The organism is Pantoea sp. S-LA4, from assembly GCF_054482835.1.
Map to the genome: position 1 here is coordinate 16584 of NZ_JBTLRC010000003.1, position 20949 is coordinate 37532.

Genomic DNA, 20949 nt, shown 5'->3' on the forward strand with positions numbered 1-20949 from the left:
GCCTTGCCGTGAGAAAAACAAAACGCGTTACCATCAGTGACATTGCCGCGCTGGCGGGGGTGAGTAAAGCCACCGCCAGCCTGGTGCTCAACGGCCGCGGGGAAGAACTGCGGGTCGCGAAGGAGACGCGTGAACGGGTGCTGGCGCTGGCCAGGCAGCATCACTATCAGCCGAGTATCCATGCCCGGATGCTGCACGATGCCCGCAGCCATACGCTGGGGCTGGTGGTACCGGAAATCACCAACCACGGCTTTGCCGCCTTTTCGCACGCGCTGGAGAATCTGTGCCGCGCCGCGGGTCTCCAGCTGCTGATCGCCTGCACCGATGAAAACGCCGTGCAGGAGAGGGCGGTGGTGAATAACCTGGTCTCGCGTCAGGTGGATGGGCTCATCGTCGCATCCAGCATGTTAAGTGACAGTGATTACGTTGCGCTCAGCGAGCAATTGCCGGTGTTGCTGTTTGACCGCCATATCAGCGACACCGGCCTGCCCTGGGTGATCACCGACGCCATCACGCCCACCGCCGATCTGGTTGAAAGGCTGGCGCACGCCAGCCCGGATGAGATCTACTTTCTTGGCGGACAGCCCGATCTGTCACCGACCCGGGACCGCCTGACGGGGTTCAGGCAGGGACTGTCGCGCGCCGGTGTCACGCCGCGTCCGGAGTGGATTATTCAGGGTAACTATCATCCGGGCAGCGGCTATGAGATGTTTGCCGCGCTGTGCGAGCGGCTGGGAAGACCACCGAAAGCGCTTTTTACCGCCGCCTGCGGCCTGCTTGAGGGCGTCCTGCGCTATATGAGTGAGCACCGGTTGCTGACCAGCGAGATCCGCATTGCCAGTTTTGATGACCACTATCTCTATGATTCCCTCTCCATCCCTATCGACACGGTCGAGCAAAACGTGCCGCAGCTGGCGCAGGCCTGTTTTTCGATCCTGACCACCCTGATTCGCGGTGACGATCCGGCCAGCAGCCAGCTGGTTCTGCCAGCGACGCTTCGCCTGCGCTGTTAACTGCCGCCGGATATGAGAACCGACGAGCCGCATCCGCCAGCTTACTTCAGCATGACATTAATGGCTGCGCTCGATGCCGGAAAGGGATGCCAGCAGGCTATTTTTATCGGCTTCGCTCAGGTTAGGCGCTGTGAGTTGCGAGGCCAGCCAGGCCCGTTCGGCATGTGGAAAGCCGCCGGCCTTCAGCTGCTGACTGATAGCGTTCAGCAGTTGGGTATCCAGCCGTTGTATCTGTTGCCGGGTATCAGCCAGATCCCTGGCGGGCACACCGTTATCGGGTACTGATAGCCAGTCAGCCCGATAACGGTACTGAATTGCTTTGCTGGCATTCATCAGAGCATGGACGAACGGCTCGACGGAGCGGGGTTCCAGACCGGCTTGCCGGGCATGATCGAGCATGCTTTGCATCACCTGCTCTTCCCGCGGCAGATCCTCGATCGGCAGATGCTGCTGTGCCTTATAGCCAGCCACCTCTTTCATCACCTGCATACGTTCATTTAGCGCAGTGGAGAGCGTCCCGAGCGCGACAGAAGAGACCGATCCCGCAAAGACGTTACTGCAGACAAACAGTGAGGAAAAAAGAATCGTCGTAAAGTGCGTCATTTACCCGCTCCGTTAAGGAAAAGTGGCACTAATTTAGGCATGAAAATTTCGCCAGAAGTAATTATTTTGTTTTCAAAGTATGAATTGCAAGCGATGTCAGTGCTGTGCTGCCAGGTGATTCATTCTGATGGGTTTTTGGCGTTTTTCCGGTCACACAACCTTCATGTTGCTGTGTCAGGCTGACAGGTTGACTCCGCGGCGACCGGATCATTTTATCAGCCTGCCACATGGCCGCTCATGAGTTGACCCGACGAAGGTGGAGAGGAGAGGGAGAAGGTGTTGTTCTGGCGCGACGGCATCCTGGAGTCAGGCCGGGATCATGTCCGGTGATTGCACAACCTGATGTTGCCATCCGGGTCGGACCCGGTAGCCTCAGACTGCCCGCGATGTGCTGAGGATGAAGACTGCGCCGCCAGTCCAGGCGGCGCAACCTGTCAGGGAACGAAGACCGCGCGGACGCAACCCTCTTCTTTATGTTTGAACATCTCATAACCCCGCGGTGCCTCTTCCAGCGGGAAGCGATGCGTGGCCATAAAGGCCGGGTTCAGTTCATTCTTTGCCACATGCTCCAGCAGACGATGCATATAGCGCTGACCATGCTGCTGAGCCGTGCGGATGGTCAGGCTCTTGTTGATCATCAGCCCTAGCGGAAATTTATCCATTACGCCATACACGCCGAGAATGGCAATGTTGCCGCCCTTACGGCAGGCATACAACGCCTGACGCAGCGCCGCGCCGACATCGGTTTCGAGATGCAGCATCTGTTTGGTTTTATCGTAAACCTGGCTTAATCCTTCGCCGCGCGCTTCCATGCCGACAGCATCAATACAGCTGTCCGGACCCCGTCCACCGGTGAGTTCCAGCAGCGCTTCGTTGATGTCCACCTGGGTGTAATCCAGCGTTATGCTGCCTGCGTAATCGCGCGCCATTGCCAGTCGCTCCGGATAACGATCGATCCCAATCACCTGATGAGCGCCCATCAGCCACGCACTTTGCTGCGCCATCAGACCGACACCGCCACAGCCCCAGACCACCACCGTGTCACCCGGATGGATATTACAGAAATCAGCGCCCATATACCCGGTCGGGGCAGCATCGGACAGAAACAGCGCCTGCTCATCGGTTACACCTTCGGGTATGACGAAGCAGTCATTATCGGCAAACGGCACGCGGACATATTCAGCATGAGATCCGGCGTAGCCGCCAAACGCGTGGCTGTAAGCGTAGATGCCGCCGGTAGCATGACCGAGCACGGTTTCACCTTTCTCCCACTGCGGATTGGTGTTGTCACAGCAGGATGGCAACTGATGCTGGCAATACCAGCAGGAACCACAGGAGATGAATGAGGGCACCACCACGCGATCGCCACGGCGAATATTTTTTACCGCGCTGCCGACTTCAACCACTTCACCCATGAACTCATGACCGAGGATGTCGCCTTCGCGCATACTCGGTATCAGTCCGTCAATGACGTGCAGATCGGAGCCGCAGGTGGTGGTCAGTCTGACACGAACAATCGCATCATGAGGGTTTAGCAGGCCGGGATCGGCCACGGTTTCGACGCTTAAATCGTTGACGCCATTCCAGCATAGTGCGCGCATTTATTCCTCCTTATCCTGACGTTCGGCGTGGCGACCCGCAGGCTGGCCTTCCAGCGTCGGAATTTCTCCGGTTTCGGCCAGGCATTTGAAGCGATGCAGCGCTTTGCTGGCCACTTCTTTGGGCAATAGGTCAAAAACTTTGGTTACTTTTTTACCCAGCGCGCCACCGGGTGGAATAAAACGCAGCGTCAGCGCCAGTTCTGTTCCCCATTCACCGGGTGCCGGGCGCAGCAGCAGTTCGCCCTCGTTAGGAATATCAGCGCCCTCCAGCGAACGCCAGGCGATGATTTCACCAGGCTGGGCTTCGACAATCCGGCTTTCCCACGCATAGTGTTTGCCCAGTGGGCCGTCAATCTGCCAGTGCGCGTCGCTTTTATTCACCGGGGTAACCCTGGCAAAGTGGCTCATGATGCGCGGCAGGGTGTCAGGCTCAAGCCACAGGGCAAAAAGCTCGGTTGCGGGTCGCCCTACGGTGATCCAGCGCCGCAGCGTCAGCGCATTGTCGCTGGGGGTTGTTTGAGATTTTTTGGCCAAAGGGTCCTCCGATAGCAGGCTCATTCGAACGGAAATCACTGAAATGAGTTAAGAACAGCCTGTGAAATTTTGCGAGCGAAGCCGTGACGCTGCGGTGCTGCCCTCACTGACGCATTTTCTGCGCCAGACACCGCGTCAGTCGCGCAGGAAAACCCCCTTCCGGCGAGCAGGATTATGTATAATGCCCGCTGCAAAGAGGCATCTGTTTTAGCAGCAAATAGAGGTGGATATGTCTGCATCTGAAACTTCTACCGGTGGTAAAAGTGTGGTTGAGTTGGTGCTGAGTTTAGAGAGTCAGGTGGCAAGCTGCCCGACAGTAAACTGGCACAAAGGCCTGAAAGGCAAAACCAAAATAGCGCTGGAAAAAATTAATCGCGCATTCGACGCAAAGCGCATCAGCGCAGAAGAGAGTCTGAGCCTGAAACAGCGGGTCTACAGCGTTCAGGATAAATTAATCGAGCTGGCATTGTGGTAATTCGCTACTTTCCGTCCTCGTCAGACAGGATCTGCTGGCCCGCTTGTAAATCGTCAGGTGTGAAAAAGTGATATTTCAGCACGCAGCGTCGCTGTGCTTTTTCCGCACTTCTCAGTGACGGCGCATTGCCAGGCAGTATCGCACCTGACAGCAGCGCGGTGTCGCCGTAGCGGTGATAAAGCTGGCGCAGCAACAGCTGCTGAGCATGGGCTGCCAGCCCCTGGCCGCGATAGGCTGGCGAAATAACTTCATCCAGAATCTGAAACCCCTCAATAAAACCCACGCGGCGCTTCGCGCAAATAATCAGCCCCACCTGCACGCCCCGGTAGATAATCAGAAAGACGTTGCCCTGAGCAATATCCTCAGCCAGTTCCCGCTTATCCGTGGCCAGCAACTGATGTCTGATAGCGGGCAGGGCGCGCCAGCTGGCGCGATAGGCACGATTAATCATGGTGAGGCAGCGCGGATAATCCTTCCGCGTGGCAGGCAGCAGCGAAACATCAGGTCGGGTGATACCCGAAAGCGAATCCGGATGACTCAGGAAAATCAGCTGATCGGGTATACCAATCGTGAGGTGGTCGGCGGGCAGTAAAACCCGAAGATAATGCGGGTGCAGCGGCTGCCAGGCCTGCATGATGGCGCAGGCAATTTGATGATTTATCGGCCCGTCCAGCGCGACGATATCGATAAACGGCTGGTCCGGATCGCCGCCGAGATAGCGCGGTCCGGTGAGATAACGCTGACCGTCAATATGGAGTTCACGTTGCAGGAAATAGCGCTGTGGCAGTCCGGTTTCACGCCAGGGAAAGGCGGCAGAGAAACGGGCATCACGGCACCATGCCTGCTGCTGCGTCAGCCACTCAATCAGCCAGCCCCTGAGCCGGTGCGGTGAAACCGGCAGGCTCTGGTAGCGCGACACCATATAATCCAGCATACGAATCCCACCTTATTGCCTGCATCAGGTCCGGCACAGCGGAGAGCGAACGGCTCAGCGTCGGGTCTGGTACTCCTCTTTCAGCAGGCCAAATAGCCAGTCATCCTGCCATTTACCAGCCAGAAAAAAGTTCTGTCGTAAGGTTCCTTCCTGCTCGAAGCCGGCCTGGATGAGCGCCTTCCGTGAGGCGATATTGCCTGCGGTGACGGTTGCCACCAGCTTGCGGTAACCCTGCTGATCAAAGCAATACCGCATTACCGCGTCCAGCGATTCACGACCATACCCTTTGCCGTGAAAGTCAGCGGCGAGAATAAAACCAAACTCCGCAATGCCGTTTCCCCGATCGATAAATCCGCTGAACCCAGTCGGCAAACCGGAGGTTTTTTCCTCCATCACCAGGCAAAGCCAGTGGTCACAGCCTTTATGCCAGGCGGGTAAGCGAACGTCAAACGAATGGGTTCTGATCTCTTCAGCAGAACGCGGGTCGGAGATGTATCTCATTACGGATTCATCCTGACTGACCGCCAGATAGAACGGCCAGTCCTGCCGATTCAACGGCCGGTAATTCAGCCGGGCGGACGTGATCTCATCAGGTTGCATCGTGCCACTCCTTGCAGGCTGATATCAGGGCGAAGGTGCCTGCCAGAAAGCTAACACAGCCGCCGGATAAGCGGGAGTCAAACTCGCCAGGCTGATGCGCTGTCAGGATATCACGCAGTGGTATCGTTTCCATTGTTGACGGCTTTCAGGCGTTATCCGTTTAAGAAATCAGCGTTTAAACTTTTTCAGTTGGCTGAATATAAAATTAAGTCACTGATAATAAAGTTTAATCAGGAGTTTTTTTACACTCTGCCACGAAAATACAATGTAAATGACATGTGATAGCGTTTACACTAGCGCTGAAGTTTCTTTACATTTCCTCTTTTTCACCAAGGTTAATGACATGTCACGGGTATCCCGAACACTCAATTTGTTAACGCTGCTGTTTTCAGTCGCCTGCTCTGCCTGGCTGCTGATCGGTGGCGTCTGGTTGCTATCGCTGGGCGGTAGCGCGTATTACCTGATCAGCGGCCTGGCGATGGCAGGCTTTAGCCTGCTGTTGTGGCGCAGAAAACGCAGCGCGCTCTATCTCTATGCCGCGATTCTGATCGCCAGTGCGCTGTGGGCGTGGCAGGAAGCGGGCAGCGACTACTGGACGCTGGTTCCGCGACTCGACGTCTGGGTGCTGCTGGGGATCTGGCTCATTTTGCCTTTCAGCTACCGCCAGTTTGGCCTGGCAGACAAAAAACCATTGGCGGCGATGCTGATTGCCTTACTGGCTAACGGGGCGCTGCTGGCAGGATCGTCATTGCACGATCCGCAGGAGATAAACGGTGAATTACCGCTGACCGATCGCGCACCCGCCGCCTCATCGGTGCCGGCGGAAGACTGGACCGCCTATGGCCGCACGCAGGAAGGTGTGCGTTACTCGCCGCTGAAGCAGATCAATGAGCATAACGTGCAGAACCTGCAGGTGGCCTGGCAATATCACACCGGCGATGTCAAAACCGCTAACGATCCGGGTGAAATTACCAATGAAGTGACGCCGCTGAAGGCGGGCAACATGCTTTATCTCTGCACGCCACACCAGATTCTGCTGGCGCTGGACGCGGTGAGCGGCAAAGAGAAATGGCGCTTTGATCCGAAGCTCAAATCCGATCCGTCATTCCAGCACATCACCTGTCGTGGCGTGTCCTACCACGAAATGCCGGCGGCACAGCAGAACAGCGGCTCACAGCCGGCTCACTGCGCGCGTCGTATCTTCCTGCCGGTGGATGATGGCCGTCTGATTGCACTGGATGCCGCCTCGGGTGAGCGTTGCGAGAACTTTGCCAGCCACGGCGAACTGAATCTGCAACATCAGCAGCCCAATGCCTATCCGGGCGGTTATGAGCCGACGTCACCGCCGATTGTCACCGACAAAGTGGTGATTGTGGCGGGCTCGGTCACCGATAATCTGTCAACCCGCGAGCCGTCTGGCGTGATCCGCGGTTTCGATATCGACAGCGGTAAGCTGGTGTGGGCGTTTGACCCGGGCGCGAAAGATCCCAATGCGCTGCCGGCAGAAGGGGAAACCTTCAGCGCCAACTCACCTAACTCCTGGGCACCGGCAGCGTATGACGCTCAGCGTGACATCATCTATCTGCCGATGGGCGTCTCGACGCCGGATATCTGGGGCGGTCATCGCACCCCGGAGCAGGAGCGTTATGCCAGCGGACTGCTGGCGCTGCACGCCTCCACCGGTAAGCTCGCCTGGTTCTATCAGACCGTGCATCACGATCTGTGGGACATGGATTTGCCATCCCAGCCGACCCTGGCGGACATCACGGATAACAGTGGCAAGCGCGTTCCGGTGGTCTATGTTCCGGCTAAAACCGGCAACATTTTTGTTCTGAATCGTGAAACCGGTCAGCCGGTGGTGCCTGCACCAGAAACCCCGGTACCGCAGGGACCGGCGAAAGGCGATCATCTCAACCCGACCCAGCCTTTCTCGCAACTCACTTTCCGGCCGAAGCAGAACCTGCAGGGCAAGGATATGTGGGGCGCAACGATGTTTGATCAGCTGGCGTGCCGCGTAATGTTCCATCGCCTGCGATATGAAGGACCGTTTACGCCGCCTTCAGAGCAGGGCACGCTGGTATTCCCGGGTGATTTCGGCATGTTCGAGTGGGGCGGGATTGCGGTTGATACCGACCGTCAGATCGCAATTGCGAATCCGATGGCGATGCCATTTATCTCCCGCCTGGTCCCGCGCGGACCGGGCAATCCGATTGAGCCTGGCGCGGCGGGCGCGGCAGGTTCCGGTTCCGAAGCCGGTGTTCAGCATATGTATGGCGTGCCGTATGGCGTTGAGCTGAATCCGTTCCTGTCGCCGTTGGGTCTGCCGTGCCTGCAGCCGTCGTGGGGCTTCGTCTCGGCGATCAATCTGCAGAATCATCAGATTGTCTGGAAGAAACGCATTGGTACGGTACGCGACAGTGCGCCGGTTCCGCTGCCGTTTAAAATGGGCGTGCCGATGCTAGGCGGTCCGGTAACGACTGCGGGCAATGTCTTCTTTGTTGCCGGTACGCTGGATAACTATCTGCGCGCCTACAGCGTGCGTGACGGTAAACTGCTGTGGCAGGCCCGACTGCCGGCGGGTGGTCAGGCGACGCCGATGACCTATGCGGTTAACGGTAAGCAATACGTGGTGATTATGGCGGGCGGACACGGCTCGTTTGGCACCAAAATGGGCGATACGCTGATCGCTTATGCGCTGCCGTAATCCCGGTTAATCTGTGACATCACGCCCCCGCCGGTCTGCCCGGTGGGGGCTTTTTTTTACTGAGATCGCGGGGCTGTCAGGCCAGGTCTCTGCTTCCTTGCTACGCTTGAGCCGCCCCCCTTGTGATTAAGAGAGCAAAACGCATGGATCTGAAACAGATTGACGCTGCGGCCTGGCGCACGCTGGGCGAGGCTGCTGGCGATCCCCAGGCGGAATTTCGCTATATGACCCTCTGTACCGTTGATGCCGCCCGTCGGCCGCAGGCGCGCACGCTGGTGTTGCGTCAGGTCGATAGCGTCATGCGGACCCTGACCTTTCATACCGACGTACGCAGTCCCAAGTGGCAGGAGATGATGGCGAATCCGCAGGTAACGGTACTGGGATATGCCCTGCAGACCCGGCAGCAGTTGCGCCTGCAGGGACGGGTTGAACTCTATGCGCATGAGAGCGATATCGCCCTTGCCGCGTGGTCGCGGTTACCGGCGCACTCCCGCCAAACCTACCGCGGCGGGCCGCCCGGCGAAGAGACAGAGAGTGAGCCGCAGGCAGCTCCGCCCGCCATCACTGACGAAGCGGGCAGGCCGCATTTTGGCGTGGTGGTGATGCGCGTCAGCGAACTGGACTGGGTTCAGCTACAACGGGACAACAATCAGCGGGCGCTGCTGACCTATTCGACAGACGGCACATTAGCCAGTGGCCAGCGCATTGCACCCTGAGCGTCGGCGTCCGATCCCGGTCTACACTCACTGAACACGCTCTTTCAAACGACGAGGTCAACGTGGGTTCAGTAAACAATCGGGGCCAGTCCCCTTTTATTGACGGTTTTCAGCTACAGGATGTCACGCTGGATAATGGCATAACGCTGCGGGTCGCCACGGGCGGCAGCGGGCCGGTGCTGGTGATGCTGCACGGCCATCCGCAGAATCACCTCTGCTGGCATAAGGTCGCGCCGGTGCTGGCACAGCATTACACCGTCGTCCTGCCCGATCTGCGCGGCTATGGCGACAGCGATAAACCGGCCAGCGATGCGCAGCACCGACCCTATTCGAAACGGGCGATGGCGCAGGATATCGCGCTGCTGATGACCACGCTGGGCCATCACTATTTTGCCTTTGTCGGACACGACCGTGGCGCCAGGGTAGGGCACCGGCTGGCGCTCGATTATCCGGATCGCGTCAGCGCCTGTACCTTTATCGATATTGCCCCCACAGCCACCATGTACCAGCGCACCGACCGCGAGTTCGCGACCCGTTATTTCTGGTGGTTTTTCCTGATCCAGCCTGCGCCGTTACCGGAAACGCTGATCGGATCAAACACCGAATTCTTTCTGCGGCAGCATATCCGGGCGCAGCTCAAGGTCGCCGATGCCACGCCCGAAGCGATCCTGAACGATTATCTGCGCTGTTATCAGCATCCCGCGATGGTACACGCGGTGTGTGAGGATTATCGCGCCAGCGCGACCATTGATTTAGACGATGATGCTGCCAGCGAAGGGCAACGGATACGCTGTCCGATGCTGCTGTTATGGGGCGAGCAGGGTACGGTCGGCCAGCTTTACAATGTGCTGCAGACCTGGGCTGACAAAGCCACCCATGTGGAGGGACGGGCGTTGCCCTGTGGCCATTCGCCGCAGGAAGAGGTGCCGTCCGCGTTCCTCTCTGAATTACAGCCTTTCCTGACCGCCGCCGGACAGCATCGACCGGCTTGAGCCACAGCCCTGGCAGCCGGGGCATCCCGTTAATAATGTCATATTCACTGCCAGCCGCTGCGCTGGCGATTTTTTATCTGCCGTATCGCTTGCCGTATTTTAGCGCCACGTTATCCTCATATTTCCATCTTTTTACGCTATTTCCTATCTTTTAGCTTCGCTTGTGCCAGGCTTTAAATTCCCATGAAGCAGTCACTTATGCTGCAGCTCAGGGAAAGTAACCCTTATTTCTCTGCGCGCTTATTCCAGCAACACGTTCTCAGGACGACGGGCAGGTTAACCATGAACAATCGACCGCCTGAAAAACCGGGGGCAGGGGAAAACGATCAGCGACTCAGGCTGGCGGAAGAGAAACTTGAGGTCTCGAAGCAACAGGTCAGTGACGGTCATGTCAGGGTTACCCGGCGGGTAATCGAGCATGAAGAAAAAATTGCCCTGATGCTCAGGCAGCAGACCGCTGAAATAGAGCGAGTCCCTAAATCGGAACGGCTGACGACGATGCCGGAAATCCGCGAAGAAAACGGCGTGATCATCATCCCTGTGGTTGAAGAGGAAGTTGAGATTATCCGTCGGCTAGTGCTGAAAGAGGAGCTGCATATCCGCAAGGTGATCAGCCAGGTTCCGCTGGAACAGGTCGTCACCCTGAAAAAACAGCACGCTCAGATAGACAGACATCAGAACCCAAAACAGGCTGAATCCATCACCGAGGAGAAAACCATGGCGCGTGAAACAATCGTAACAATGTTCAGTAATGTCACACTGGCAGAAGGCGCAAAACGCAACCTGATTAAAGCGGGTTTCCTGGACGATGATATTGATATCCTTTCCGGAGAACGCCTGCGCACTGAAGGGCAGGAAGCGCGTCATCCGGGCTTCTGGCAGCGTCTGTTTGGCAATACGCTGGAAGAGGATCAGGCTGAAGTGTATGAAGACGCGATGCGGACCGGCGGTGTGGTGCTGACGCTTCGCGCGGATGAAGATCAGCTGCCGCGGGCGCTGGGCATTCTCGATGCACATGAAGAACTGACCGAACGCAGCGCCGCCTTGCCAGAGGATTATGCCGCCGATGATGGCCTGAGCAGTGCGCCAGGTGCATCACTGAATCAACCGGCGTCGGGCAGCGATCTCAGCGGCAATCAGCCATACAGCGCGAGCGTGCGTCCATCCCTGACCGGTGATGAAAGTGAAGAGGATGTGCTGCGTCTGGCCGAAGAGCGGCTGGAAGTCGGTAAACGACTGGTCAGCGAAGGCTCCACCCGGGTGCGTCGCTACACGGTCACCGATCAGGTCTCTGAAAATGTGTCGTTGCGTGAGCAGCATGCGGAGATTTTCCGCCGTCCGCTGAGCGAAACCGGCGCACCGGATCAGGTCGACTGGTCGGAAAAAACCATTGAGGTTGAAGAGACTCACGAACAACCGGTGGTCAACAAGACGGCGCAAATCATTGAGGAAGTGGTACTGCGTAAAGAGCAGAGCGATCGGGTTGAAACCATCAACGATTCGGTACGTCGCCAGGAAGTGGATATTGATCGTGCCAGCACGGATAACGTCGCCAGTAACCGCAGTGCGACCGATCCGCTGCTCGACGCCACCCAGCAGGCCCGCACCGATCACGACAGCCCGGCAGTGACGCCGGGTGGGCTGTCCGGCCGCGATCCGGCGCATCACGAAGGTGTGATGGATAAAGCGGGCGATAAAATTGCTGAAGCCAAAGAGAAGGTTGAAGACAAATTTAAAAAGCCGTAAGCCGCAGCTTTACCCGGCTCGTCATACTGCCCGTATCCGCCGATACGGGCCTTTTTTATCCTCAGCGCAGCGGGGCGTTAACCCGCAACGCGTCCAGTTCGCGCGCATCGTGGCTGCAAAAAAAGGTAATTTCGCCGCCATGCTGGCAGGAAAGCTCACGCAGTCGCTGCTGATTGTGCCGCCGTGCCGCATTATCCATCGCCATCATCCACTGATAAAAGCGCAGCCCCGGCGTACAGTGCCGCGCTGGCTGACGCATCTCACCGCGATAGAACCAGGCATCACCGCCGTGCAGCAGCCAGCCATCGGGCTGCTGAATCGCGATACCGGCATGACCTGGCGTGTGTCCCGCCAGCGGCACCAGCAAAATCTCCGTCGGCAGATCACGCAATCCCTGCACCGCCTCAAAGCCAAACCACCTCTCTCCCTGCGGCTGATAGGTCTGCCAGTTGCTGACGCCGCCCCATTGTCCGGGACGGTAGCGTTCACGCGACAGCCAGCTATGACGCTGATGGGCAGTATCAACTTCCTGCTTTAGCAGATGAATGCGCGCCTGCGGGAAATCGGTTAAGCCACCCGCGTGGTCAAAATCGAGATGGGTCAGAATGATGTGACGCACATCCTCAGCCTGAAAACCCAGCGCGGTTATCTGGGCCAGCGCGGTCAGCTCATCGCGGCGCTGAATGTTGTTCAGGACGCGGAAAAAGCCGGACAAGCGGCTGCCGGGCGCGCGCATATCCTGACGGCCAAACCCGGTATCAACCAGCACCAGCCCGTCGCGGTCGGTCTCAATCAGCAGACAGTGGCACACCAGCTGGGCGGTCAGGCCTTTGCTGAAGCCGTCATAGAGCGCGCCACCCAGCGGACACATACAGCCACAGTTGAGATGGTGAATTTTCATCAGGCCTCCATAGGGTTATTGCACAGGATAGGACGCGTCGCTGCCAGCCTGGCGAGTGGCGCGTCACTCTGGCTATAGAGTGTAGAAAGGGTTAGCGCAGTAGGCGGAGCGGTGCAGCGGATAACCGGGCAAAATTGCCGGTTATCCGCCAGAAAGCAGCGATTTAACGGTGGAACAGTGGGAATGCGCCGGTGAGCAGACCGCCAGCCATCAGCACCAGACTGATCAGAATCCCCCACTTAATCGCAAAGCGCTGATGATCGCCGATATCGACTTTTGCCAGCCCGACCAGCAGATAAACCGACGGCACCAGCGGACTGAGCAGGTGGAACGGCTGACCAACAATCGACGCGCGGGCGATCTCCTCGGCTGAGATACCGTAACTGGCGGCGGTCTGGGCGATAACCGGCAGAATGCCGAAGTAAAACGCATCATTGGACATAAAGAAGGTGAACGGCAAACTGACCAGCGCGGTGAACACCGCCAGATAAGGCCCGAAGCTGTGCGGGATCACCGCCAGCAGGCTCTTCGCCATCGCATCGACCATGCCGGTTCCGGAGAGAATACCGGTGAACACGCCGGCAGCAAAAATCAGCGAGGTCACGGCCAGCACGTTACCGGCATGGGCGCCAATGCGGGCTTTCTGCTCTTCCAGCGACGGATAGTTGAGCATCACCGCAACCGCAAAAGCCAGCATGAACAGGATCTGAATCGGCATCAGCCCAATCACCAGCAACACCAGCAGTAAGGTGGTCAGAATGAAGTTCGGCCAGAACATTTTCGGACGGCGATTGGCGGCGCACTCTTCAGCATCACCGAGTCCCAGTTCGATATTATCAAGGTGATGATCCTTCAGAGTCATCACGCCCAAACGCTTACGTTCACGCAGGCCAAACAGCACCGCCATCCCCACCAGGCTCATGCAGGCCATCAGCATGGCGGGCAGCATCGGAATGAAAATGTCCAGCGCATCAATGCGCAGCGCTGCTGCCGCACGTGCCGTCGGCCCGCCCCACGGCGAAAGGTTCATAATGCCGCTGGCCAGATTAACCAGACAGGTCATGGCCAGCACGTTCATGCCAAGACGCTGATAAAGCGGTAAGAAGGCAGCGATAGCGATCATGTAGGTGGTGGAACTGTCGCCATCCAGTGAGACCAGCAGGGTCAGCACGGCGGTACCGACCAGCACCTTGAGCGGATCGCCGCGTACGATTTTCAGGATAAAGCGTACCAGCGGATCGAACAGGCCAGCATCAATCATCAGTCCGAAATAGAGAATAGAGAAGGTGAGCATGACGCCGGTCGGGGCCAGCGTTTTAACGCCGTCCAGCATCATGGCGCCCAGGCCCTGATAAAAGCCGCCAATCAGGGCAAACAGCGTCGGGATCAGGATCAGCGCAATCAAGGCTGACATGCGTTTGGTCATGATCAGATACATGAAGCAAACAACCATGGAAAAACCCAGTATGGTCAGCAAATTAAAGGCCCTCGTCATGGCGTTAAAGTTATGAAACGGTGAAATAGTGCGACAAAAATTTAAGGTATACTTAGCGCGGTAATGATTAACCTGTTGTTTTAATTACCACTGTCTGTAAAGACGATAATAATCGCCCGTCAGGATTTAGCATTTATTTAACAAAAAAGAGTGATCCCGATCGTTTTTAAACGGCTGTTAAATGAAATTGTGTGATTGCGATCAACTGAGGCTGCCGGTTCACCCGGTTATCAGGGCCAGCAAAGGAAAGAGGTCGCGGAAGATGTCACTGCTAACGGAGAAGAGCTGTAGCCTGGCTGAGCCGGAAAGCTCAGCCAGAAAGGGAAGGATACGGGATTAACTGCCTAACAACTGCATGATTAATTCAGGCGTCTTATTCGCCATTTTCATCACGGCATTCTGGCCCTGTTGCAGTATCTGACTGCGCGCCAGCTGACTGGCTTCCTCTGCATAGTCCGCATCCTGAATGCGGCTGCGGGCGGACGCAGTATCCACGCCCTGCTGTGACAGCACCGCACGGTTAGATTCGTAACGGTTAATCTTCGCACCATAGGTTGACTGATAGCGGCTGATTTTTTCCAGCGCGCTGTCGAGCGCCTTCATGGTGTTGCTGATATCACCCTCAGTCAGAAGCGTGGTGTTATTCAGCCCCAGCGCTTTGGTATCTGACGGCGTGGCCGGAATATGATCTGACTGTATCGGCTGACCATAGTCGGCGCTGGTGATCACCTCTAACGGTTCGCTCTGATGTGGCGGCGTGGGCGGAATCGCTTTCGGCTCAGGCAGATTTCCCCAGGTCAGGTTACTGGTGAACGATCCATTACCCACCACCACCACGATCAAATCTTCGCTGACGGTATCGAGCGTAATGCGCTCCAGTCGGGTACCGGTGTTGGTGCCGTTGTTGAAGTCGCCACTGGCAATATCTTCATAGCGATCGCCGTCACCACTGTAGGTGATGTTCATCCCGTTGTAGCTGCCGCTGTTACTGCCTGCCAGCGACCAGCTCGCTCCGCCTTCCAGCAGCTGCGAACCGTCATAGGTTGCGCCACTGGCGAAGCCGTTGTTGCTGGTCAGCAGGCGAGACTGCGCGCTGGCGTCGTCGGTGATGCCTTTGCTCACCCAGGTATAATCGGGGGTGCTGCCGTCAATCGGGGTGCCGGCCAGGTGCTTACCGTCGCGGGTAAACAGCTGCAGGTCATCATCCTGACCCAGCGAGTCAATGGTGATGGTGATGGCGGTCGAGCCGGCCGGGATATAGGCCAGCGGGATCACCCCGGAGGTAAAGGAATAGCTCTGGCCCGCTACCGGAAATCGGCTGCTGATCGGCTGGACGTTGCCGAGCAACGCCGGCGGCAGGTCCGGATCGTTGGTGGCTAACGGGTATTTACCGAAAATTTCGGTGTGACTGGCGATGTCGTTAATGCCAGCCAGAATCTGCTGGTATTCACTGTTAAGGGTCTGGCGATCCACCTCCGACAGGGTACCGGTGGCGGCCTGAACCGAGAGCGTTTTCGCCCGGACCAGCTGGTCGACGATGCTGCTAAGGCCACCGCCTGCCGTCTGGGCATAGCTGATCGCATCGTTCAGGCCGCGCGCGACCACATTATCGGCACCGATATTGGCCGTCATCCGGTTGGCAATCGCCTGGCCTGCTGCATCGTCTTTAGCACTGTTAATCCGCATCCCTGATGATAAGCGTTCAATCGTTCTTCCCAGAACTGTGTCAGTGCTGTACCGCATTTTGTTCGTTAATGCGGCGGTTTCGTTATGGTTGATCGTTAACATAGTCGCTTCGAACAGGGAGTAGGGTCTGTGTTTTATCGGCATGATGATTAGCAGCTTTAACCTGCGACGGCGCATATTCTGGCTGTTATAGCGGCCGTATGGGCAAGTGGCTGAAGGGAGTGGGGTTTTTTGATAAAAAATATTAACGATTCAGCGAGCAGCAATCCCTGCTGCGCGTGGCGCAGCAGGGGATGGGAAGGAGCAATCAGTTAAACACCATACCGCCATCAATCAGTAACGCCTGTCCGGTCATATAATCGGAGTCGGGTCCGGCAAGGTAGGCGACACAGGCTGCCACATCTTCCGGCTCGGAGAGGCGTCCAAGGGTGATGCGTTTAGCAAATTCCTCCGTGCCGTAACCGGCCGGTTTTCCGGCCGCTTCAGAGATCTGACGGTCGATCTCTTCCCACATTGGCGTCCTGACAATGCCGGGGCAGAAAGCATTGACCGTGATACCGGCAGATGCCAGATCGCGCGCGGCGGTCTGGGTCAGGCCACGCACCGCAAACTTACTGGAGCTGTAGACGGCGAGTTCCGGGTTACCAACATGGCCGGCCTGTGAACAGGCGTTGATGATTTTGCCGCCGTGGCCTTCAGCAGCGAACGCCCTGATGGCGGCCTGCATACCCCAGATCACCCCTTTCACATTGACGTTGTAGACTTTATCTATCACCGCTTCGGTGATCTCGGCGATCGGCGTGGAGGGCGCGATGCCCGCATTATTGACGATAACATCGAAGCCGCCCAGCGTCTGGCGCGCCTCCTCAACGGCATGCATCACCTGATCACGCTGGGAGACATCGACTTTCAGCGCCAGCGCTTTGCCCCCAGGCTGAATGATCTTCTCTGCCACCTGGCGGGCCGTTTCAGGGTTGAAATCAGCCACGGCCACGGCAAAGCCGTCTCTGGCGAGGCGCAGGGCGATCGCTTCACCAATTCCCTGTCCCGCACCGGTAACAAATGCCACTCTGGTTTTCATCATCATATCCTTTCAGGTTGTAATTAAAGAAGCTGGCTCAGATGCAGCTGGCCCATCAGCAGGTGGTTGTCCGCATAATCGACCGGTACCGCCACCACGGCAGGTCCCTGAACATCCATCGCCTTACGCAGGGTCGGTTCAAGTTCTGCCGCACTGTTGACCGCAAAACCGGCGGCACCAAACGCTTCGGCATAAACCTTGAAATCGACCGGGCCAAACTTCACGCCGGAGACACGCTGATATTTCTTCTCTTCCTGCATCGCCACCATGTTGTAGGCGTTGTCGACCCAGACGATGTGCAGAATATTGGCGTTCAGCCGTACCGCAGTTTCCAGCTCCATGCTGGATTGCAGGAAACCACCGTCGCCCGATACCGACACCACTTTGCGCTGCGGATCGACCAGCCAGGCCCCAATCGCCCACGGCAGCGCCACGCCCATGGTCTGCTGACCGTTGGAGATCATGATCTGGCGGGCGCGGAAACTGTAGAGATAGCGGGCGATCCAGATGTGGAAGCTGCCCATATCGACGGTCAGGCTGACATCGCTGTTAATGATGTCCTGCATGGCGCGCACAATCCGTAACGGATGCAGCGCAAACTGATTGAGGCTGGCACCCTGCATCGCCAGGAGTTTGCGCTGCTGTTGCCGATCCTCCAGCACGCTGGCGGCTTCCGGGCTGAGCTGCAGCGGCGCGGTAATGCGGGTTGCCAGCTTGCGCAGCGTGGCGGCGATATCACCGACCAGCTCTGCGTCTGGCAAATAGCGGTTGTCGGTTTCGGCGGGCATCACGTCGATATGGATCAGCGTCGCGTTGTCGGTGTTCCACATTGCCGGTTCATACTCCACCGGGCTGTAACCGATGGTGATGATCAGATCGGCCTGTTGCAGCAGCCGGTCACCGGCCTGGTTGTTGAACAATCCGACGCGTCCGGCAAAGCGGGAGAAATGTTCCTGCCTGACCGCGCCCGCCGCCTGATAGGTGCTGGTAACCGGAATATGCGTGCTGTTCAGCAGGTGGTGAATCGCTTCGCTGTTTTCTGGCTGGCTCGCCATCAGTCCCAGCAGGATCACCGGGTTTTTCGCCGCCGCTATCGCCTGACCGACCGCATCAATCATTGCATCGGGCGCGGCACCCAGAACCGGGCGACCTTTGCTGCTCAGGGCCCGGCCTGTGACGGGCTGATCGACGATATCCTGCGGCAGGCTGATGAACGCGCCGCCACCGCGACCGTGCTCGGCGTGGCGGAATGCATTCGACAGACATTCAGACAGCGCAGCCGGATCGGTCACCTCGACCGCATATTTGGTGACCGGACGAAACATGGAAACGGTATCCATGCTCTGGTGTACCTGCTTGGCGCTGTCAGAGCGCTTCACGGCACCGCCGATCGCCACCACCGGATCGCCTTCGCTGGTGGCGGTCGCCATCCCGGTGATCAGGTTGGAACAGCCGGGACCGGAGGTGACCAGCGCGACGCCCGCGTTGCCGGTCAGCCGGCCAACCGCCGCGGCCATAAAGGCGGCGTTCGCTTCGTGGCGCACCGGGATCGTCTGAATCGGGGAATCCAGCAGGGAGTCGAATACCTTGTCAATTTTTGCGCCGGGAATACCGAATACGTGGCTCACGCCCTGTGCTTCAAGTTGCGCGACCACCAGGTCGGCGCCGCAGGTCCAGAGCATGCTGTCGGTGGAGTTTTTCATCTTCATTCCTCTGTTTAGCTTTCAACTGCGCGAATGGCGGCGTCGAGGTTGGCGGGATTGAGGTTGGCATTGAGAAAATCGCTGTCCTGAGGCAGATCGACCACCAGTTTGCTGATGGCGCCAAAGGTCAGGGTGCCCTGTTCCAGCGCATAATCGAGAATGTGACCGCCGCCTTCGCGATCGTCAGTGATAAAATGTTCGTGATAGCCAGCCACGTTGATGCCCTGCATATACTGCGGTGTGCGGAAGCCAATCAGCTCACCCGCACGCTGGCTGAAAGTGAAGGTCGGCTGGTTGCCGAGCACTTCCGGCATCGAACGATAAGGGCGGCACTGGCAGGGGACGGTGCGGGTCTCGACGCGGCTGAAGCGTCCGCTGATGCGCAGCGCACAGAACTGGTTGTCGGAAGTGATTTCACGGTCGATCACGCGGTGAATCGCTTCACGTGAGATCGGCCGTTCAAATTCATACAGATGCTGCGGTTTGAAAAAGGTCATCACCGCAAACGGGGTTTTCTGTTGTGGATCGGCGGGATGCGCGCTGCCGTCTGAATGCAGCTGATAGACCTGGCTGTCGAAGGCGATCAGTTCGCCATCCAGCCGGTTAAAGGTGCCTAAGCCAAAATCGCCCTTGCGCAGCAGGTCAGCGATCCGGGTGTTGCCATCGTAAACGCCGCTCAGCAGCGCACTCATCAATGAGGTCTGATAGATAACACTTTCTGGTGCATCCTGGGAAAGTTTTAGGACAGTATGTTTCAGTTGATCCTCACAGGAACAATCAGTTACATAATTGCTCATTTGATGCCTCATAGGTTAACCATTAAGCCGTGTTAACCTAATGTTGAACCGATTCAGTCGGTGGGTCCAATAGCGAAACCTGTTAACTTTGAGACGTTTTTGATATGGAACTGCGTCATCTGCGTTATTTTGTCGCCGTCGCCCAGACGCTTCATTTCACCCGGGCTGCTGAAATGCTGGGGATTTCGCAGCCGCCGTTGAGTCAACAGATACTGCGGCTGGAGCAGGAAATTGGTACGCCACTGTTAAAGCGTCTGACGCGTGGCGTTGAGCTTACCGAAGCCGGTGAAGCCTTCCTGGCCGAAGCGCAGCAGATTGTGCAACTGGCCGATCATGCGCTGGAAAATGCGCGGGGCATTGCCCGCGGTATCAGCGGCCAGATGTCGCTGGGCTTTGCCAGTTCGGTGGCGTTTAATCCGCGGATATTTGTGTTAATCCGCCAGTTTACGCAGCGCTATCCGGCGATGGAGCTGCTGACGCGCGAAGAGAACATGGCGCTGCTGATGCAGGATTTACAGGAAGGGTTGCTGGACGCGGCGTTCATTCGCCTGCCGTGTGAAAGCAGTAAAGCCTTTAATCTGCGGGTGATCTCAACCGAGAGAATGCTGATTGCGCTGCCGCGTCAGCATCCACTCAGCCAGGCACCCGCGGTGGCGTTATCGGCGCTGGCCGCTGAAACGCTGGTGATCTTCCCACGCGAGGTGGCGCCCAGCCTGTATGAACTGATTGTCAGCGCCTGCCTGCGGGCGGGCTTTTCGCGCCACGCCTTTCAGCAGGCGCCACAGATCACCTCATCGCTCGGCATGGTGGGCGCCGGATGCGGTGTCGCGCTGGTGCCGGCGTCGATGCGCTGTGTGGGCAATCCTCAGATCAGCTTCTGTGAAATCGAAAATAATACGCTGTTCACCGACGTGGCGTTCGCCTGGCGGCGCTACCCTCCGTCAAAAGCGATATTGCATCTGCTGTCGCTACTGGCGGAGAAACCGCCAGCCTGAAACGCAGCGGCGTTGATAAGCGCAGGCTATTGAACTGAGCACAATAACCGACTGGCACCGCGCGTCCGGGTTGCGAATAATCGAACCATGACTACATACCGCGTTCGAGTCGGGTTTCACAACCCGTCAGCCCTGACATTCAGGCAACTGGATGAGATTCTGGAGCCGCAGCGATTCTGGAGAACAGATTCGGCCAGCGGCAGGTTCCGCTATTTCATGGAGTATGAGTATCAATCTGACATACGCGATCTCTGTTCAGTTTGTTCGCTGGCCTACTCTCAGGCCTGCAAAGTCAGGAAATGCCCGTTAATCCTGGTCGAAGTGATGAAGTAACCCGGCCGTCCGATCCCGCCCGGTGGCGGGATCGGACGGT

Annotated in this window: 19 protein-coding genes; 8 read left to right on the forward strand and 11 right to left on the reverse strand. The window is 57.5% G+C overall.

Going from position 1 to position 20949, the window contains the following annotated elements; translation table 11 throughout:
- The first annotated feature begins 8 nt into the window (after positions 1–8).
- Complete coding sequence (locus ACX3P5_RS20025; RefSeq protein WP_233988864.1) at positions 9–1013, forward strand: substrate-binding domain-containing protein; 1005 nt, start codon at positions 9–11, stop codon at positions 1011–1013.
- 57 nt (positions 1014–1070) lie between these two features.
- Here ACX3P5_RS20025 and ACX3P5_RS20030 read toward each other — a convergent pair whose 3' ends face one another.
- The 3 genes from ACX3P5_RS20030 to ACX3P5_RS20040 all read right to left on the reverse strand — a co-directional run bounded on the left by ACX3P5_RS20030 (position 1071) and on the right by ACX3P5_RS20040 (position 3751).
- Positions 1071–1616, reverse strand: a complete 546-nt coding sequence (locus ACX3P5_RS20030) for a chorismate mutase (RefSeq protein WP_458969239.1) — start codon at positions 1614–1616, stop codon at positions 1071–1073.
- Between the two features lie 434 nt (positions 1617–2050).
- On the reverse strand, positions 2051–3217 hold the full coding sequence (locus ACX3P5_RS20035) for a zinc-dependent alcohol dehydrogenase (protein ID WP_233988862.1): 1167 nt from the start codon (positions 3215–3217) through the stop codon (positions 2051–2053).
- Positions 3218–3751 carry an SRPBCC family protein gene (locus tag ACX3P5_RS20040; RefSeq protein ID WP_233988861.1) on the reverse strand — a complete coding sequence of 178 codons (534 nt, stop codon included), beginning with the start codon at positions 3749–3751 and terminating at the stop codon, positions 3218–3220.
- Positions 3752–3980: 229 nt separating this feature from the next.
- On the opposite strand from ACX3P5_RS20040, the gene ACX3P5_RS20045 reads away from it, so the two are divergent.
- Positions 3981–4226, forward strand: a complete 246-nt coding sequence (locus ACX3P5_RS20045; protein ID WP_233988860.1) for a hypothetical protein — start codon at positions 3981–3983, stop codon at positions 4224–4226.
- Positions 4227–4230: 4 nt separating this feature from the next.
- On the opposite strand, the gene ACX3P5_RS20050 is transcribed toward ACX3P5_RS20045, so the two are convergent.
- Together ACX3P5_RS20050 and ACX3P5_RS20055 are read right to left on the reverse strand one after the other, a co-directional pair.
- Positions 4231–5160, reverse strand: a complete 930-nt coding sequence (locus ACX3P5_RS20050; protein WP_233988859.1) for a GNAT family N-acetyltransferase — start codon at positions 5158–5160, stop codon at positions 4231–4233.
- A 54-nt stretch (positions 5161–5214) separates the two neighbouring features.
- Positions 5215–5760 carry a GNAT family N-acetyltransferase gene (locus ACX3P5_RS20055; RefSeq protein WP_262287810.1) on the reverse strand — a complete coding sequence of 182 codons (546 nt, stop codon included), beginning with the start codon at positions 5758–5760 and terminating at the stop codon, positions 5215–5217.
- A gap of 343 nt (positions 5761–6103) precedes the next feature.
- Here ACX3P5_RS20055 and ACX3P5_RS20060 point away from each other — a divergent pair, with 343 nt between their 5' ends.
- From ACX3P5_RS20060 to ACX3P5_RS20075, 4 genes are all read left to right on the forward strand, one after another.
- The gene (locus tag ACX3P5_RS20060) at positions 6104–8464 is read left to right on the forward strand and encodes a glucose/quinate/shikimate family membrane-bound PQQ-dependent dehydrogenase (protein WP_233988858.1); all 2361 of its coding nucleotides are present in this window, start codon (positions 6104–6106) and stop codon (positions 8462–8464) included.
- A 143-nt stretch (positions 8465–8607) separates the two neighbouring features.
- Positions 8608–9180 (forward strand): pyridoxamine 5'-phosphate oxidase family protein, encoded by a 573-nt coding sequence (locus ACX3P5_RS20065; RefSeq protein WP_458969240.1) that lies wholly within the window; start codon positions 8608–8610, stop codon positions 9178–9180.
- Between the two features lie 62 nt (positions 9181–9242).
- A complete protein-coding gene (locus ACX3P5_RS20070) occupies positions 9243–10172 on the forward strand; it encodes an alpha/beta fold hydrolase (protein WP_458969241.1) in 930 nt (309 codons plus the stop codon).
- Between the two features lie 282 nt (positions 10173–10454).
- Positions 10455–11918 carry a YsnF/AvaK domain-containing protein gene (locus tag ACX3P5_RS20075; RefSeq protein WP_458969242.1) on the forward strand — a complete coding sequence of 488 codons (1464 nt, stop codon included), beginning with the start codon at positions 10455–10457 and terminating at the stop codon, positions 11916–11918.
- Positions 11919–11979: 61 nt separating this feature from the next.
- Here ACX3P5_RS20075 and ACX3P5_RS20080 read toward each other — a convergent pair whose 3' ends face one another.
- The 6 genes from ACX3P5_RS20080 to budA form a co-directional block, all read right to left on the reverse strand.
- On the reverse strand, positions 11980–12819 hold the full coding sequence (locus ACX3P5_RS20080) for an MBL fold metallo-hydrolase (RefSeq protein ID WP_458969243.1): 840 nt from the start codon (positions 12817–12819) through the stop codon (positions 11980–11982).
- Between the two features lie 163 nt (positions 12820–12982).
- On the reverse strand, positions 12983–14296 hold the full coding sequence (locus ACX3P5_RS20085) for a CitMHS family transporter (RefSeq protein ID WP_233988853.1): 1314 nt from the start codon (positions 14294–14296) through the stop codon (positions 12983–12985).
- Between the two features lie 354 nt (positions 14297–14650).
- Positions 14651–16057, reverse strand: coding sequence for a flagellin N-terminal helical domain-containing protein (locus tag ACX3P5_RS20090; RefSeq protein ID WP_458969244.1), 1407 nt, complete (start codon positions 16055–16057; stop codon positions 14651–14653).
- Between the two features lie 250 nt (positions 16058–16307).
- On the reverse strand, positions 16308–17081 hold the full coding sequence (locus ACX3P5_RS20095; protein ID WP_458969245.1) for a (S)-acetoin forming diacetyl reductase: 774 nt from the start codon (positions 17079–17081) through the stop codon (positions 16308–16310).
- A gap of 23 nt (positions 17082–17104) precedes the next feature.
- Positions 17105–18784, reverse strand: coding sequence for an acetolactate synthase AlsS (alsS, locus tag ACX3P5_RS20100; protein WP_458969246.1), 1680 nt, complete (start codon positions 18782–18784; stop codon positions 17105–17107).
- Between the two features lie 14 nt (positions 18785–18798).
- The gene (budA, locus tag ACX3P5_RS20105; protein ID WP_233988850.1) at positions 18799–19581 is read right to left on the reverse strand and encodes an acetolactate decarboxylase; all 783 of its coding nucleotides are present in this window, start codon (positions 19579–19581) and stop codon (positions 18799–18801) included.
- A 104-nt stretch (positions 19582–19685) separates the two neighbouring features.
- Between budA and ACX3P5_RS20110 the strand changes: the two genes are divergently transcribed.
- Positions 19686–20576: a LysR family transcriptional regulator gene (locus ACX3P5_RS20110; protein ID WP_233988849.1), complete on the forward strand. Its 891-nt coding sequence runs from the start codon at positions 19686–19688 to the stop codon at positions 20574–20576.
- 87 nt (positions 20577–20663) lie between these two features.
- On the forward strand, positions 20664–20909 hold the full coding sequence (locus ACX3P5_RS20115) for a hypothetical protein (RefSeq protein WP_233988848.1): 246 nt from the start codon (positions 20664–20666) through the stop codon (positions 20907–20909).
- Positions 20910–20949 lie beyond the last annotated feature (40 nt).